This window comes from Erythrobacter sp., assembly GCF_040217515.1.
Lineage (GTDB): Bacteria > Pseudomonadota > Alphaproteobacteria > Sphingomonadales > Sphingomonadaceae > Erythrobacter.
In genome coordinates this window covers 147,278-163,674 of record NZ_JAVJPT010000011.1, presented here as the reverse complement: position 1 = coordinate 163,674, position 16,397 = coordinate 147,278, and the positions used below count along the sequence as shown (strand labels likewise).

At 66.2% G+C, this 16,397-nt stretch carries 13 protein-coding genes and 1 pseudogene; 7 read left to right on the top strand and 7 right to left on the bottom strand.

Going from position 1 to position 16,397, the window contains the following annotated elements; translation table 11 throughout:
* Together RIB52_RS13175 and RIB52_RS13170 are read right to left on the bottom strand one after the other, a co-directional pair.
* Positions 1-2,004: pseudogene (locus RIB52_RS13175) on the bottom strand (hypothetical protein); the annotation flags it as partial.
* A gap of 86 nt (positions 2,005-2,090) precedes the next feature.
* The gene (locus RIB52_RS13170; protein WP_350176257.1) at positions 2,091-2,351 is read right to left on the bottom strand and encodes a hypothetical protein; all 261 of its coding nucleotides are present in this window, start codon (positions 2,349-2,351) and stop codon (positions 2,091-2,093) included.
* Between the two features lie 471 nt (positions 2,352-2,822).
* Between RIB52_RS13170 and RIB52_RS13165 the strand changes: the two genes are divergently transcribed.
* Positions 2,823-3,557, top strand: coding sequence for a 7-carboxy-7-deazaguanine synthase QueE (locus RIB52_RS13165; protein ID WP_350176255.1), 735 nt, complete (start codon positions 2,823-2,825; stop codon positions 3,555-3,557).
* Positions 3,558-3,721: 164 nt separating this feature from the next.
* Here the strand turns inward: RIB52_RS13165 and RIB52_RS13160 are convergent, their stop codons facing one another.
* The 5 genes from RIB52_RS13160 to RIB52_RS13140 form a co-directional block, all read right to left on the bottom strand.
* Positions 3,722-5,413, bottom strand: a complete 1,692-nt coding sequence (locus RIB52_RS13160; protein WP_502879547.1) for an ATP-binding protein — start codon at positions 5,411-5,413, stop codon at positions 3,722-3,724.
* A 165-nt stretch (positions 5,414-5,578) separates the two neighbouring features.
* Entirely contained in the window at positions 5,579-6,355 is a 777-nt protein-coding gene (locus RIB52_RS13155) for a TIGR02186 family protein (protein ID WP_502879544.1), read from the bottom strand.
* Entirely contained in the window at positions 6,355-7,269 is a 915-nt protein-coding gene (locus RIB52_RS13150) for a sulfite exporter TauE/SafE family protein (protein WP_350176251.1), read from the bottom strand. Before RIB52_RS13150 ends, RIB52_RS13155 begins: the two co-directional genes overlap by 1 nt.
* A gap of 90 nt (positions 7,270-7,359) precedes the next feature.
* A complete protein-coding gene (locus RIB52_RS13145) occupies positions 7,360-8,562 on the bottom strand; it encodes a hypothetical protein (protein WP_350176249.1) in 1,203 nt (400 codons plus the stop codon).
* A gap of 65 nt (positions 8,563-8,627) precedes the next feature.
* Positions 8,628-10,160, bottom strand: a complete 1,533-nt coding sequence (locus RIB52_RS13140; RefSeq protein WP_350176247.1) for a glycosyl transferase family protein — start codon at positions 10,158-10,160, stop codon at positions 8,628-8,630.
* 295 nt (positions 10,161-10,455) lie between these two features.
* Between RIB52_RS13140 and RIB52_RS13135 the strand changes: the two genes are divergently transcribed.
* The 6 genes from RIB52_RS13135 to RIB52_RS13110 are packed head-to-tail and all read left to right on the top strand — an operon-like array spanning position 10,456 to position 16,387.
* Entirely contained in the window at positions 10,456-13,323 is a 2,868-nt protein-coding gene (locus tag RIB52_RS13135; RefSeq protein WP_350176245.1) for a monovalent cation/H+ antiporter subunit A, read from the top strand.
* Positions 13,320-13,718 (top strand): Na+/H+ antiporter subunit C, encoded by a 399-nt coding sequence (locus RIB52_RS13130; protein WP_502879542.1) that lies wholly within the window; start codon positions 13,320-13,322, stop codon positions 13,716-13,718. The genes RIB52_RS13135 and RIB52_RS13130 overlap by 4 nt, the downstream gene beginning before the upstream one ends.
* Complete coding sequence (locus RIB52_RS13125) at positions 13,715-15,244, top strand: monovalent cation/H+ antiporter subunit D (RefSeq protein WP_350176243.1); 1,530 nt, start codon at positions 13,715-13,717, stop codon at positions 15,242-15,244. The genes RIB52_RS13130 and RIB52_RS13125 overlap by 4 nt, the downstream gene beginning before the upstream one ends.
* On the top strand, positions 15,241-15,732 hold the full coding sequence (locus RIB52_RS13120) for a Na+/H+ antiporter subunit E (RefSeq protein WP_350176241.1): 492 nt from the start codon (positions 15,241-15,243) through the stop codon (positions 15,730-15,732). Before RIB52_RS13125 ends, RIB52_RS13120 begins: the two co-directional genes overlap by 4 nt.
* Entirely contained in the window at positions 15,729-15,998 is a 270-nt protein-coding gene (locus RIB52_RS13115; protein ID WP_350176239.1) for a K+/H+ antiporter subunit F, read from the top strand. Before RIB52_RS13120 ends, RIB52_RS13115 begins: the two co-directional genes overlap by 4 nt.
* Complete coding sequence (locus RIB52_RS13110) at positions 15,995-16,387, top strand: Na+/H+ antiporter subunit G (RefSeq protein ID WP_350176237.1); 393 nt, start codon at positions 15,995-15,997, stop codon at positions 16,385-16,387. The genes RIB52_RS13115 and RIB52_RS13110 overlap by 4 nt, the downstream gene beginning before the upstream one ends.
* Positions 16,388-16,397: the final 10 nt, after the last annotated feature.

The window sequence follows — 16,397 nt, the reverse complement described above, 5'->3', positions numbered from 1 at the left end:
CGCCGTCCCCTCGGCCCGCGCGAGGAAGCCCGCCGCCGTGCCGCTGACCCCGGTCTCGGTGACCTGCGCCCCGTTGCCGAAAGCCGAGCCGTTGCGCGCGAGAGCCGCCGCATCCTGCCCCACCGCCGAGGCGCCCTCTTCCGTCGCCTGCGTGTCGACGCCGAAAGCGATGGAATTGACACCCGTCGCCTGCGCGCCGTCGGTCCCGCTGTCCGCCCCATCGCCGCCGATCGCGATCGCGCCGATGGCGCTGGCATCAGAATTTCGGCCGATGCCGATCGCTGACGTGCCCGTTGCAGCCGCCTGGTAGCCCATGGCGATCGTGTCGTTCGTAAATGCGCTTGCCGAGTCCCCGATCGCAATCGCACCCGTGCCGGCTGCGGACGCGAACGTGCCGAGTGCGGTCGCGTTTCCTCCCGTCGCACTTGCCCGTTGGCCCAGCGCAACCGCGCGGATGCCCAACGCACCGCTGTCGACGCCGATCGCAACCGCTCCTGTGCTGGTTGCCTGCGCGCCGTCATTGCCGGCGTCGCCGCCGTCGCCGCCCATCGCAATGGCGCCGGCTCCCTGGGCGGCGGTTCGCAGGCCGATGGATATCGACTCGTCGCCAAACGCCTCGGCCCCGCCGCCGAGTGCGACTGCCGAAAACCCGCTTGCCAATGACGCTATGCCGATCGCCACATTGTTCGATTGCGTTGCCCGGGCGAATACACCGACCGAGACCGAAGAGGCACCTTCGGCGCGAGCCGATCGCCCTACCGCAACCCCTTCAATACTGTTTGCAGTTGCGAGGGTACCTATCGCGACCGTATCATTCGCGGAGCTTTGGGAGTCTGCGCCGATCGCAATGGAGGCCTGGCCGCTCGCCTGGGCGCCTTCGCTGTCCGCATCGCTACCATCGCCGCCGATGGCGATGGCGCTGGCTGCCAATGCATCCGAACGCGCGCCGAACGAAAGGGCATTCAATCCATCGGCGTTCGCATCCGCACCAAGGGCCACGGCGCGTTCGGACGAGGCGAAGCTGTTGGTTCCGACCGCTATCGAGTCCTGCTCGAACCCGGTGGAGTTCGTACCCAAGGCGATGGAATCCTCGCCGAGCGCTCTCGCCGCATTGACCGAAACAAGATTCGTATCGCCGTCGCTGCCGATCGCGATGCCGCGCAAGGCGAAGGCATCGGAACCCTCGCCGATTGCGACACCGGCGATACCGCGCGCCTCGCTTTCGTGTCCGATTGCGATCGCACTCGTCGCGCGCGCACCACCGGTACTCTGACCGATTGAAATGGCGTTATCGGCCACAGCCGCTGTTCGTCCGATAGCGATGCTGGCGATGCCCTGAGCAGAGGCCAGGCTTCCGATCGCGACGCCATCTTCTTGGACAGCTGCGGCGCTCCGTCCCAACGCGACCGAATCGGTGCCTATCGCAACCGAAGAAAGGCCGACAGCCGTCCCGCGTACACCATCCGCGAGTGCAAAATGTCCAATGGCCGTGGAGCCATCGACATTGGCGAAGGCGTTCGTTCCGATGGCTGTCGCGTTTTCGCCCTGGGCTCTGGACCCGCTTCCGACCGCAGTCGCATGTTCGGCCAGCGCTCTCGCGTCGTAGCCGGCAGCGGTTGATACTCGACCAGTTGCGAGAGTGTTACTGCCCAATGCGGTCGACCGCACAGCCGTTGCATCCGCGCCAGACCCAAAGGCCGAGGAATTGGTGTCGGTTGCCGCAGCGGCCGGGCCGACCGCGGTAGAGGACACACCGGTAGCGTCCGCCTGAACTCCGCAGGCGAGGCTGCCATTACTTCCATTCGAATCCGCCCCGCCATCACCGTCGACCGGAGCCAGATCGACCACCCCATCATCATCGCGGTCGAGCAAGCAGTCTTCCGCTCGCACCTGATCCACCGGCACGGCGAATGAGGCGACCACCCCGAAAGCAAGCGCGGTCGAGATCAGGTATGAATTGCGCATTTCTATCCCCTTCTTCACTAAAGCTTCGAACAGGACCAATTCGATTCTTGGCTGATCAATAGACAGTCGAATCGGCTAGAAGCATGAAGCAGAAGATAGACAATTTATTACAAATTTGCGACAGTTTACGCGTACATAATATTGTAATTCTCGATTGTGCTATAATAATAATTCACTTCTCGGATTGCGATTGCCTCTTGGCTCGGCTCCATCGTCCGGGCGAAAGACGGCCAGTCAACCGCCGGACGGCCGTCGCCCAGGTCGACATTGCCGTCATCGTCGCGGTCGAGCAGGCAGTCGTCGGCCCGCGCCTCTTCGGTCGGCACCATCAGCGATGCGCCGATTCCCAGCGTAAGCGCGGTCGAAACAAGCAGGATGTTCTTCATGTGATTTCCCCTTCGAAACAAATTTCCAGGGGACGGGCGCACTGCGGCCCACGGCCTCGAACCGCGACAGCACGAAACGCAGAACCGATATGTCGGCCCCTTCCCCTCGGGCCAAAGCGCCGTTGCGGCAATTCCATCTTAACCGCTAATCCTACGAATTGGTTGAGAGTTTCGCCCTGCCCAGGGGGAAGGCTGCGGCCTTGCCCGAACGCCGCACCCCTCCCACGCGCGGCAGGACGGAGCCCGAAAGCCGGCATCCCGCTGCAGGGGACCGCCGCGCAAATTTCCTACGTCGCCAATTCGTGGCATAGGCGCAGGCATGAACGCTCGCCCCGGCCCTGTTTCAAGCGCCCCTCCCCCTGTCCGTCCGGGCATCGATTTTGCGCGCAAGCACCTGATCGAAGGCTCTTTTTCACCCGCTCGAAAAGGTGACACGGTGTCACCTTTGTCACCTTTGCACGGGATTGCGGCATGAGCCTCGTGCTTGCCACAGACGATAAGGGCGCGCCGGAAGTCTTCGCCAGCCTGCAGGGAGAGGGGCCGAGCATGGGTATACCGGTTGCTTTCGTGCGCCTGTCGCGCTGCAACCTTGCCTGCACGTGGTGCGACACCGCCTATACGTGGCGCTTTGAAGGCGACAATCGCCCGCATCGCGACGACACGGTGTTCGAGCGCAAGGCGAACCAGATCGCGCTTTCCCCGAAGCAAGCGGCGGAGCGGATCGCGACGCTGGGGCAGTCGCGGCTGGTCATCACCGGGGGCGAGCCGCTGTTGCAGGGGGGCAAGCTCGCCGAGATGCTCGAACACCTGCCCGACATGACCGTGGAGATCGAGACCAACGGGACCGTGAAGGCTCCGCCCCGGCTCGACGTGCGCGTCGACCAGTACAATGTCAGCCCCAAGCTTTCGCATAGCGGCAATCCGGGCGACCTTGCCCTGATCCCCGAACGGCTCGACGACTATGCGACCGACACCCGCGCCTTCTTCAAGTTCGTGATCGCCTCGCCCGGAGATGTCGAGGAAGTGCTCGCCTTGCAGACCCGCTATGGCTTCCGGCCGGGCCATGTCTTCCTGATGGCCGAAGGCACCGACAGCGCGACGCTGCGCGCGCGGCAGGAATGGCTCGCGCCTTTATGCCTGGACCATGGCTTTCGCATGAGCGACCGGCTGCACATCCATCTCTACGGCGATACGCGGGGGACGTGAGGAGGAGCGAAAGGAAAGGGACAAGGACAGGCGGTGCAGTTCGGTCGCGCCAGCGAACGCGAGCGCAAGCGCGCGCGCCGCAGGCCCCCGGACCCCGGACTTGATCCGGGGGGAGGACAGCGCCGAGGACGCACCCGCGGATGCGGGTGCGAAAACAAGGGCTCCTAGCCCTGCGAACGCCAGCGCAGCACGACGCGCTGGACCAGTTCGTCCTCCCCGCCGCTCCTGTTCCACAGATCGACGAAGCTCGGGTCTTCGGAAGCCGGCCGCTTGTGCTCTTCGAGATTGTCGAAGGTCACACGGATCGGGATTGCGACGCCCTCGCCGCAGATAATGCATTCGCGGTTGCGCAGGGCCGGAATCGAATCGAGGAAGCCGCGCGCGCCTTCGGGCATAGCGGCTTTCACGAAGGCCTGGTCGCGATCGTTGTTGAGGCGCATCGCGATGATCGTGCCGCATTGCGAAAGCACGCCTTCGGCAAGGTCGGACGGGCGCTGGGTGATGAGGCCGAGACTGATGCCGTATTTGCGCCCCTCCTTGGCGATGCGGCCGAGGATCTTGGCAACCGAGGAGCCGTCGGCGTGCTTTTCGGAGGGGACGTAGCGGTGCGCTTCCTCGCATACGAGCAGGATCGGCCGGGTCTTCTCCTCGCGCCCCCAGATCGCGAAGTCGAACACGAGGCGGGAGAGCACGGCGACCACGGTCGAGGTGATGTCCGACGGTACGCCCGAGACATCGATGATCGAGATCGGCTTGCCCTCGCCCGGCATGCGAAAGACCTTGGAGATGAAATGCGCCATCGTGTCGCCCACCAGCATGCCGGAGAACATGAACTGGTAGCGCGGGTCGGCCTTCAGTTCCTCGAGCTTGCTCTTGATCCGCATGTAGGGGGCCGAACTGGTCGCCTTGTCGAGCTTGCCCATCTCGTCCTGCAGGATGTTGGAAAGGTCGGAGAGGAGATAGGGGATCGGCGAATCGACCGTGATCTTGCCCATCGTGTCGGCAAGGCGGTTCTTGCTGCGCGCGGCGAGCAGGCACTTGGCGAGAATGTCCATGTCGACCTGGCGCTGGTTGCCGTCGCTGGTCAGGAGCACCTCGCAATGCTCCTCGAAATTCATCAGCCAGTAGGGCATCTGGAGATTCGAGACGTCGAGAATCTGGCCCGTCGTGCGGAAGGCGGAGGCGTATTCGCCGTGCGGGTCGATCATGACCACATGGCCATCGGGCGCAGCCTCGCAGATGCGATGCAGGATGAGAGCGGCGCTGGTCGACTTGCCTGTGCCGGTGGAACCGAGCAGGGCGAAATGCTTGCCGAGCATGGCGTCGATGTACAAGCCGGCACGAATGTCGCGGGTGGGAAAGACCTTGCCGATGGTGATATTGGCGCGCCCGTCGCTGGCGTAGATCTGTTCGAGGTCCTTGGTCGTTGCGGGATAGACCATGGCGCCTGGAATCGGATAGCGCGTGACGCCGCGTTTGAAACCGTGGATGCGGCCGGTGAGCTTTTCCTCCGACCCTTCGCCAAGGAAGTCGATATGGGCGATGATCCCGCCCTCGGTGCGCCGGTCCTTGCGCTGGTCGCGGACGCTGGCGAGCAGCCAGGCATCGCCGACCCGGATCTTGATCTGGCTGCCGACCTGCCCGGCAAGCGCGATCGAGGGGTCGTCGTCCTCCATGCATTCATTGATGCGGGCGAGATCGAAGGCGATCTGCGAGCCGGAGCCGGATATCTCCAGTACGACGCCGATCGGCATGCGGGCATTGTCGGTTTCGTCGCTTTCGAACACGTTGGTCCCGGCGCTGCCCGCCCCGACCGGCTGCGTCCCCGTGAAACGATCGAAATCGTGCTTGCCCATATCGGCCATGCGCGGCCCTTTCCTGCCCGTCCGGTTGCGACGACCCGGCTCGACCGGGCCCCTGCCGACCCGCGGCCGACCGCCCGGGCGTTACCGGAAACGGGGTTAAGATCAGGTCAACGAAATGGCTGCTGCGTCGCCTCTCGCCGATGCGCCGCCAGCCGCTCAAACGCGCGAGAACAGCCGCCCGGCGATCCAGCCCATCGTCACCGACAGCACGATCGCACCCAGCCCATAGAACAGCGACCAACGCTGGGCGGCGGTAACGACGCGCCCTTCGAGACCGGCCTTGACCACTTCGATGTCGGCGGTCGCCGAGGCCAGCACGCGGCCCTCGGCAATGGCGAAGGTTTCCGCGGTGTAGGCCCCGGTGGTGACGTTGGACGGCAATGTTATCCGCGCCTGGTAGAGCACGCCCTCGCTGATCCGCACCCCGTCAGGGTCCTGTTTGTAGAGGCCGGCGCGCCGCCGCATTTCCACCAGGCCTCGGGCAAAGCGGCTCTGCTCGACCGGATCGATCTCGCCGGTGGGCGAAAGCTGGATAAAATCGGTGCCCAGTTCGTAGATCGCCGCGGTGCGCGGATCCACGATCTCCTCGACAGGCCGCGAGGAGGCAACCGCGAAAAAGGACGGGGCGGAGCGGAAATCGGTCGAGCCCGCATTCATCCAGATCCCGGCGATGCGTTCTTTCTCGCGGATGCGGATCGGCTCGGTCGGGCCTTTCAAGACCACGACGATGTCGTATTCGCTTGCGCTGCCCGGCCCGGCCGGGTCGATGATCGCGCCGTAAAGCAGCAGGTTGGCGCCGGTGAAATCCTGCCGCACCTCGATGCGCGACTGGCTTACCTCGGGCACCAGCACCGGTTCGCGCTGGCCCATCAGGACGGGGGCCACGAGCGCCAGCGCAAGGACCGCGGGCGCCTTCTGCGAGGCGCCGTGCATCACAGCGGGGCCACGGTATATATTTCGTCGGGCTGGACGCCCAGCCCGTACAGCATCCTGAGCGCGATGGCGAGCACGATGCCGGCGAGCACCAGCCGCAGCAATTCGGGCCGCGCCTTCATGGCGACCTGGGTCCCGAACTGCGCCCCCATGACCGAGCCGAGCAGCAGCAGACCGGCAAGCACGATGTCGACCGCCTTGGTGGTGAGCGCATGGGTCATGGTCGTCACCATGGTCACGAACAGGATCTGGAACAGCGAGGTGCCGACCACGACATTGCCGCTCATACCCAGGATGTAGAGCATTGCAGGCACCAGCATGAACCCGCCGCCCACGCCCATCAACATGGTCAGCATGCCGACCAGCGTGCCGAGGATCAACGGCGCGAGCGGGGAGATGTAGAGGCCCGAGGCATAGAAGCGCCAGCGAAAGGGCAGGCCCGCAACGAGCGGGTGGTGGCGGCGTTTTCTGGGCTCGGCATCGCCGCCGCCCTTGCCCGGCCTGAGCGCCTGAATCGCCTCGCGCAGCATCAGCCAGCCGATCGTACCAAGCATGACTACATAGAGCATGTTGATGACGACATCGATCTGACCGAGCGCCTGCAACAGGCGGAAGAGCCCCGCGCCGAGCAACGCCCCTATCACCCCGCCGGCGACCATCACCGCGCCCATCCGGTAATCGACCCCGCCCCGGCGCGAGTGGGCGAGCACGCCCGATACGCTCGCCCCGGTGACCTGCGTCGCTGCCGATGCGGCGGCGACGGTCGGCGGGATGCCGTAGAAGATCAGCAGCGGCGTCGTCAGGAATCCGCCGCCCACGCCGAACAGGCCCGACAGGACCCCCGTCAGCCCGCCCAGCAGCACGATGAAAAGGCCATTCACCGAGAGATTCGCGATGGGCAGGTAAACGTCCATGGCTTTTGCCCTAGCCCAGCGCGCGGACGGTTGAAAGACGGCTAAACGGGGCTTTGTCACCGTTCCGGAGACGGCTTGCGGGTGGGCCGTTCAGAACCGCGTCGAAAGCGTCGCGGCGACCCCGGAGGCGGGCGCGGCATCGCCGCCGACGCGCTCGCGCCAGTCCACCGATACGCGCGCGGGAACCTCCCCCACATTGAGGTCGAGCCGCATGGTCGGACCGATATCGACTCGTCTTGAACCTTGCTGTGCGCCGCCCCAAGCGCCCGCACCGATGCTGAGACGCATCGGGCCGGCTGGACCGGATCCGAACCGCGCCACCTGGCGGGTCACCGCGATCTGCCCGTCGGCGAACGCCGTCGCCGCCTCCCCGCCGACATAGCCGCCCTGGGCATAGGCCTCGAGCGCAAGGTCATAGGGCAGGCGGACCGGGGCGAATTCGGTCACTGCAAGAACCCCGGGCCGCAATTCGGTGGCGAAAGGCCCGTCGATGGCGCGCATTTCGGCCCCCACGCGCACCGGCAGGCGCGGCAGAGGACGGGCCGATACGCCCAGCGCAAGCTCGCTTTCGCCACCCTCGACCAGCGCGCGATAGGCGCGTGCATAGGCCCGCGGGTCGTGCGGCGAGGAAGGACGGGCACGCCATTGCAGGTTCGCGCCGATCTGGCTCGCCCCGTAAATCGGCACGCGCCCCTGCGAGACGGGCGCGCTCGCCGAACCCTCGCGCCAGAAGGCCCATGCATCGAGCGACCAGCGATCGGGTCGGGGCCCACTGGGCGCAGCCGAAGCGCGCGATCGTTCGGTCGAAGGTAAGCCCGCCGGGGAAGTCGCCTGCGCGGATCCCGGCGGGGCGAATGGCGGCGGGTCGCTGTCCGCTCGCGCGACGGGGCGCGCAAAGGCGGCGGGCGTGAAAGTCGCGCGCATTGCCGCCGCGAACAGGTGCTGGTGGGCCAGCCACGAGCCGGAAGGGGATTGCGCCGGTCGCCGACCGCCCCTGCCGCGCACAGCGCGATGCCCCGGCGCGAAAGGATCGAAGCTCGCCGAGGTTTCTTTCTTGGCGGCATCTCGGGCGGCATCTCGGGCGGCATCTTGGGCGGCGAGGCCGCGCCCGTCCATCGGCGGAGCCCGGCGGGCCTGTCCGGCTCGCTCCGTCCCGCCCTGCTCCGGTCCGGGTCGAGTCGACCCAGGCTGACTTGCGCTCGTCCCGACGAGCTTGGCGGACGGATCGCCGTCCGGGCCGACGAGCGGGCTTTCCCAGAAGGCGGCCCGGCCGGCGACCCAGACACCAAGCAAGGCGAGGAGCATCGCAAGCGGCCGCCCGCGCCCTCGTCCTGCCTGCGCGGAGGAGCGGCCCGCCGTCACGATGCCACCAGTCCGCGCGCCGGGTCGGAGCCGCGTTTCGTTCGGCGGGCGGGGCGCGAAGGGACATGCAGGGGCTCTAAAGCGGGCGCGCCCAAGGACCCGGGGCGTCGATCGGAGAGCGTGCCGGACGGGTTCGTCGGAAGGCTCGCATGAGGTGTCTTGTCCCATTCGATCGCACGCCCGGCGAGCGTGCGTGCATAGGCCGTCACCGCGCGCCGCCCGGCAATGATCGCGACAGTATTGGCAAGCGGGATGCGCAGCACCGCGCGCAGCCCCTCACCCGATCCGTAAACGCTCGCGGTGAACAGGAACCGCCAAACGGCGCGCCACGCGAAGGCCACCAGATTGGCGATGAGGAGGACCTCGAGCAGCGGTGTCGGTGCGATCGGCATGGCAAGCCCGAGCCCCTGCGCGGTCCACAGAGCCGCCGTCACCGCCAGCAGGGTGTAGCCGAGTGCCAGCACCAGCGCGGTCATCGGCCCGCGGCGATCGCGCGCGCGCATCCATGTCTCGAGCCAACTGCCGCCCCAGCCGATCCGATCCCAGCCCTGCAGCGCGATCCCGTGGACCCACCGCGTTTTCTGGCGCAGGACGTGTTCGAGACGGTCGGGAAAATAGGCGCGGGTGGCGATCAGCCGACCGTCCTCTCCGCGCGCACGCACGAATCGGCAGGCCCCTCCGAATTGGGCAATGCCAAGGCCGAGTTCGTAATCCTCGGTCAGCGAATCCGCCCGAAAGGGTCCGGACTGTGCCGCGTCACCTTCCGCGCGCTCGCAGAGCAATTCAAGCGCTCCGCGTGCGACCGCGCAGCCGACCCCGGCAGCGGGCAGGGCCGCTCCGAGCGCGTCGCGCAGGACCATGTCCTTGCCATGCGCTTCGGCGAATTCCTCGCAGTAATGGCTGCCGAGATGCCGCGCGAGAAAGCCGCCCTCCTGGCGGGCCAGTGGCTCGACCGGCAATTGGACGAAAGACGCGCCACGCGCGATCGCCGCGTCGAGAAGGCCGAGCGCAGCGGGATCGACGATGTCTTCGGCATCGTGGAACGCGACCATGGCGAAGGGCTCGCCCATCCGACGTTCGTCCGCGCGCAGCGCGCGATAGAGGCGGTTGAGGCAGTCGGCCTTGGTCGAGGGGCCGTCGCGGTCGTGGATCACGATCCGTAGCCGCGCGTCGCCCGGCGCGGCGCGCATGGCGGCGGCGATGGTCGCCGGATCGTTGCGATAGCATCCGACATAGATGCGCAGGTCCTTCTGTGGCCATGCGGCGAGCATCCGCGCGAGCGTGTCCCGGATCACCGAGGCCTCGGACCAGGCGGGAATGAAAACCGCCGCACGCCCCTTCAGTCGGCCTGCGCGCAGTTCCGTGCGGTCGAGCCGCCCGGTCGCGATGCGGCCGCGCGCCCGAAGCCATAGCCAAAGCAGATCGATCGCGATGTCGTCGATCGCGCCGATCAGGAAAAACACGGCTGCGAACAGCAGCAACTCGTGCTGGAACAGCGCCAACACCTGCCAGAAATCCAGCACTCCCATGTCAAGGCGACCCCCTCAACCTTGTTTCGCTCTATCGCTGAGACAGGCCGATTTCAATAACGCCGATGCGCGCAGGGAGGGACTTGACAATTTCTGAAGGTCCCCGGCGAGAGCTTGCAAGCCTTTTCTGTGCGCTTGTCCGACGTCGGCAGCCTTGCACCTCCATCGCGCAAGGTGCGCCTGCGGGAAATTTCCTTTACGGCGCTGGTGCGATGCGCAAAGGACCAACCGGGGGCGCATCCTTACCGCCCCGCCGATAGCCACTCGAACCGCCAACCTGGCCCGGAGCACCATCTTGGACCTGTTGACGATATCGCTGCTTCCCTTTGCCGGCGCGCTCGCTCTCGCGATCGTTGGCGGCAGCCTGCCCTCAGGCGGTTCGCGGCAGGTGCACGGCGCGATCGCGGGCGGGTTCGCGGCGGCCGCGCTGGCGCTCGTCCTGCTGCGCGCTCCGGCCGTGCTCGGCGGGCAGGTGCTTACAGAGCGCCATTCGTGGATTCCCGCGCTCGGTCTCGATGCGAGCTTCTTTCTCGATCCGCTCGGTCTGCTGTTCGCCGGGCTGATCCTGGGCATCGGGGTGCTGGTGATCGCCTATGCGACCTTCTACCTTTCGAACGAGGAGGACTCGGGTCGCTTCTTCGCCTTCCTGATGCTGTTCCAGGGAGCGATGCTGGGGATCGTGCTCGCCGACAACATCCTGTTCATGCTGGTCTTCTGGGAGATGACGAGCCTTTCCTCGTTCCTCCTGATCGGGTTCTGGTCGCACAAGCCGGAAGGGCGTCAGGGCGCGCGCATGGCGCTTGCCGTCACCGGCGGCGGGGGGCTCGCGCTGATCGGGGGTATGGTGCTGCTCGGCACGATCGCAGGCACTTATGACCTGACCGAAATTCTCGCCGCGCGCGAAGTGGTGCAAGCCTCGCCGCTTTATCCGGTGGCTCTGGTGCTCATCCTGCTGGGCTGTTTCACCAAGTCGGCGCAGTTCCCGTTTCATTTCTGGCTGCCCCACGCCATGGCCGCGCCGACCCCGGTCTCGGCTTATCTCCACAGCGCGACCATGGTGAAAGCGGGCGTGTTCCTGATGGCGCGGCTGTGGCCGGTGCTCGCAGGGACCGATCTGTGGTTCTATCTCGGTGCGACGACGGGGCTGGTGACGATGGTGGTCGCCGCCGCGATCGCGCTGTTCAAGGACGATCTCAAGGGCCTGCTCGCCTATTCGACGGTCAGCCATCTGGGCCTACTCACCATGCTGCTGGGGTTCGGCACGAAGATGGCAGCGGTGGTGGCGGTGTTCCACATCATCAACCACGCGACTTTCAAGGCCGCGCTCTTCATGAATGCGGGCATTGTCGATCACGATGCCGGAACGCGCGACATCAAGCGGCTGGGCGGCCTGTTCTCCCTGATGCCGATCGCAGGGATTTCCGGCACGATCGCGGGGCTTTCCATGGCGGGCCTTCCGCCTTTCAACGGCTTCATCTCCAAGGAAATGATGCTGGAGGAGGCAACGCACACGGCCTGGGCAGGGATGCCATGGCTGCTTCCGGTCGCGGTGACGATCGGATCGCTGCTCTCGGCGGCCTATTCCTTTCGCTATGTCTACGGAGTCTATTTCGGGCCGAAGCGCGAGGATTATCCCAACAGCCCGCACGATCCGGGCATCGGCCTGTGGGGCCCGCCCGCCGTGCTCGTGGCGCTGGTCGTGCTGATCGGCCTCTTCCCGACCACCTTTGCCGGGACTCTCGTCGAAAGCGTCTCGCGGGCGGTCGTGCAGGACGACGAGCTGCCCTATTATTACCTCAGCCTGTGGCACGGTTTCACCCTCGCCCTGCTGATGAGCGTCATCGCCGTCGCAGGGGGCGCGGCGCTGCTCTGGCGCCACGGCTTTGCCGAGCGGATCTGGCACGGGCTTCCGGTCCCGGTCGCGAAGCGATTGTTCGACGGCGGGGTCGAAAGACTCGTCGCCGCGAGCCGCCGCGTGACCGAAGGCGTGCATACCGGTTCGCTGCCGCGCACGCTGTTCGTCTTTTTCCTCACTGCGCTCGCGCTCGGGATCGAGGGGATGAGCGCAGGCGGGCACATGCCCGGCGAACGCACGCCGATCCCCGCCTCGCCGGTCGCGCTGATATCGTGGGCAATCCTGATTGGCGGCGCGGTGGCAGTCGTGATGTCGGAAACGCGGCGCTTCCTCTCGCTCATCTATATCAGCATCGTCGGGCTGATCGTCTCGCTCGCGTTCGTTTTCCTCTCCGCGCCGGATCTCGCGTTGACGCAGATCTCGGTCGAGGTGGTAACGATCCTGCTGCTGCTGCTCGCTCTCAATCTGCTGCCCAAGGCACCGCGTTCGATCAGCTCGCTGTCGCGCCGGGTGCGCGACGGGGCGCTGGCGAGCGCGGTGGGCGGCGGTGTCGCCTGGCTCGCCTATGCGGTCATGACCCGAAACGTCGCCGACCCGATCTCCTCCTATCACTGGGAAATGTCGAAGCCCGGCGGCGGCGGCACGAATGTCGTCAACGTCATCCTCGTGGATTTCCGCGGCTTTGACACCTTCGGCGAGATCATCGTGCTGGGGATCGCGGCGATCGGCATCTATGCCCTGCTCAAGACCGCGGTGCGCGGCGAATCCGGCCAGCGCCTGCTCGCCTGGATTCCCGACCAGATCCGCTCGCCCGAACGCCATCCGATGATGCTGGTCGTCGCCGGACGGCTGATCCTGCCGCTCGCGCTGGCGGTTGCGCTCTACATCTTCCTGCGGGGCCACAACCTGCCCGGCGGGGGCTTCATCGCCGGACTCGTCTTCTCGATCGCGCTGCTCATCCAGTACATGGCCTCGGGCTTCGAATGGGCCGAAGAGCGCCGCCGGACGGAACGCCACGCCCTGATTTCGGCAGGCGTGCTGATCGCGGCGGCGACCGGGCTGGGATCGCTCGCTTTCGGCAAGCCCTTCCTCACCTCGGCCTTCGACTATTTCCACCTGCCGCTCGTCGGCGAAATCGAGCTGGCCACCGCCATGCTGTTCGATATCGGCGTGGCGCTAACGGTGGTCGGCGCGGTGATGCTCGCCCTCGCCCAGCTTTCCGGCGCGGCCCAGCGGGCGGAAAAGCTCGAGCGATCGCAATACCCGATGGACATCGATCCCTCGCGGCCGAAGGAGCCGGGCACTTGAGCGTCTCCTTGAGCATCGAATTCCTGCTCGCCACCGGAATCGGCGTGCTGACCGCCGCGGGTGTCTACCTTACCCTGCGCAAGCGGACGTTTCCGGTCGTGCTCGGGATCGCCATGCTGTCCTATGCGATCAACGTCTTCCTGTTCGCGATGGGCCGGCTGATGGTCGACCGCCCGCCGATCTACGGCAAGGATGTGGCCGAATACACCGATCCGCTGCCGCAGGCGCTGGTGCTGACCGCGATCGTCATCTCTTTCGGCATGTCGGCATTCGTCGTGGTGCTGGCCCTGCGCGCCTATCTCGAAAGCGGTTCGGACCATGTCGACGGCGACCCCGATGATGCTCCCGATCACGAAGACGTGCTCGAACGCCAGCGGCGGGAGGACGAAGGATGAGCGACCTCGTGATCGTGCCGATCCTGCTCCCCGCCCTCGTCGCGGCGGTGAGCCTCGTGCGCCGAATTCGCCTGACGAATTGGGCCCGGATTCTCTCGGCCCTTTCGACCCTGCTGATCCTCGCCAGCGCCCTCGCGCTCTTCCAGACCGCGCGCGACGGGACGATCACGACCTACGAGCTGGGGGACTGGCCCGCGCCATTCGGCATCGTGCTGGTGCTCGATCGGCTTTCGGCACTGATGGTCCTGCTCACCAGCGTGCTCGCCGTGTTCGTGCTCGCCCATGCGGTATGGACCGGGCTCGACCGGCGGGGGATGCATTTCCATCCGCTGTTCCAGTTCCAGCTGCTCGGCCTCAATGGCTCGTTCCTGACCGGCGACCTGTTCAACCTGTTCGTCTTCTTCGAGGTGCTGCTGATCGCCTCATATGGCCTGATGCTGCACGGCCAGGGCCAGCAGCGGCTCCATGCGGGCGTCAAATATGTCGTCGTCAACCTTGTCGGCTCGACCCTGTTCCTGATCGCGGTCGGCATACTTTATGGGGTGACCGGCACACTCAACATGGCCGACATGGCGCTGCGCGTGGCCCAGGCGCCTGCGGGCGACCAGCCGCTGATCCGGGTGGGCGCGCAATTGCTGGTCGCCGTCTTCGCCTTGAAGGCGGCGCTGCTGCCGCTCCATTTGTGGCTGCCGCAGACCTATGCCTCGACGTCTCCCACCGTCGCCGCCCTGTTCGCGATCCTTACCAAGGCGGGGGTCTATCCGATAATCCGCGTAACGGTGCTGATTTTCGGAGCGGAAGCGGGCGCGGCGGCCTTCGCCCCGGCGGTGTGGATGCTTCCGGCCGCGATGCTGACGATCCTCGCGGGCTATTTCGGCGTGCTCGCGGCCCGTAACCTGCGCAGCCTCGCCGCCTTCGGCGTGATCGGGTCGACCGGCACGCTGCTCGTCGCGGTCGGCCTGTTCACGCCCGAAGGAATCGCGGCGGCGCTCTATTACATGCCGCATTCGGTGCTGGCGGGCGCGCTCGTCTTCCTCGTCACCGATCTCGTGCGCCGCGCGCGCGGCGCGGATGAGGATCGCCTCGCCCCCGGACGTCCCTTTGCCCGCATCGGACGGGTGTCGGTGCTGTTCATGCTCGCGGCCATCGCGCTGGCCGGGCTGCCGCCGCTGTCGGGCTTCGTGGGCAAGCTGCTCATCCTCGATGCGAGCGCGGGGGCATCGCTCGCCCCGTGGATCTGGGCTGCGGTGCTGGCCGGCACGTTCTTCGCCATTCTCGGCCTCGTGCGGGCGGGCAGCACGCTGTTCTGGAAGGCCGAGGGCGAACCTGTCGAAGCGCCCGCCGGCCGCCATCCGCTCGAGACCGTCCCGGCCTGGAGCCTCCTTGCGCTGGTCGCCGCGCTGACCGTCTTCGCCGGGCCGGTGACCGACTATGCCGGTGCGACGAGCGCGCAATTGTTCGAGCGCACGCCCTATATCGAAGCGGTGCTGGGCAATTCGTTACTGCAGGGAGAGGGGCTCAGGTGATCCGCAATCTCTTCCCCCATCCCGGCCTTTCCGGACTCCTTGCGGTGTTCTGGGTGCTGTTGGCGAACACCGTCAGCTGGGGATCGATCATCATGGCGGCAATCGTCGCGATCACGATCCCGCTCTTCACTTCGCCCTATTGGCGCGAGAAACCCCGGCTGCGCTTCGGCTGGGCCATGGCCGAATACCTGCTTGTCGTGCTGTGGGACATCGTGGTCGCCAATTTCGAAGTCGCGTGGATAATCCTGACCAAGCGTGACCGCGACCTCCACTCGGCCTGGCTGGTCGTCCCGCTCGAGCTGACCCAGCCCGAGGCGATCACCGCGCTGGCGGGCACGATCAGCCTTACGCCGGGCACCGTCTCCACCGATGTGAGCGCCTGCGGTCGGTTGCTCCTGGTCCACGCGCTCGACGTCGATGACCGCGAAGAAGCGGTCGCGCGGATCAAGTCGCGCTACGAAGCGCGCCTGAAAAGGGTTTTCCGATGATCGATTTCGCCGTTTCCGCCGGGTTCGCGATCATCGCACTCGCGCTGGTCCTGAACCTCTATCGCCTGCTCAGGGGGCCGACGCGCGGAGACCGCATCCTCGCGCTCGACACCATGCTGATCAACGCGATCGCGCTGATCGTGCTTTACGGCATCTATGAAAGGTCGACCTTCTATTTCGAGGCGAGCCTGCTGCTCGCCATGGTCGGATTCGTCGGCACGGTCGCCTATACCAAGTTCCTGCTGCGCGGAGACATCGTCGAATGAGTACGCTCGCCGTCCAGATCGCCGATTTTCTCATCGCCGCGCTGATCCTTGTCGGGGCGGGCTTTGCGCTGGTGGGCAGCTGGGGGCTGGTGCGCCTGCCTTCGTTGATGACCCGGCTGCACGGCCCGACCAAGGCGACAACCCTCGGCGTGGGCGGCGTGCTGATCGCGTCGATGATCTTCTGGCCGGTACACGAGGGTCGCTACACCCTGCACGAGCTGCTGATCACGATTTTCCTGTTCATCGCCGCGCCGATCACGGCGAACATGATCGGCAAGGCGCATCTCCACCGGCAGGGCAATTACATCGATCCCAATCCGGCCGACGACATCCGCGAAGGCCTGCCCGAACGCGACCGTTGGGCCACGTTCACCACGGACGAGAGCTAGCGCGCCGCGG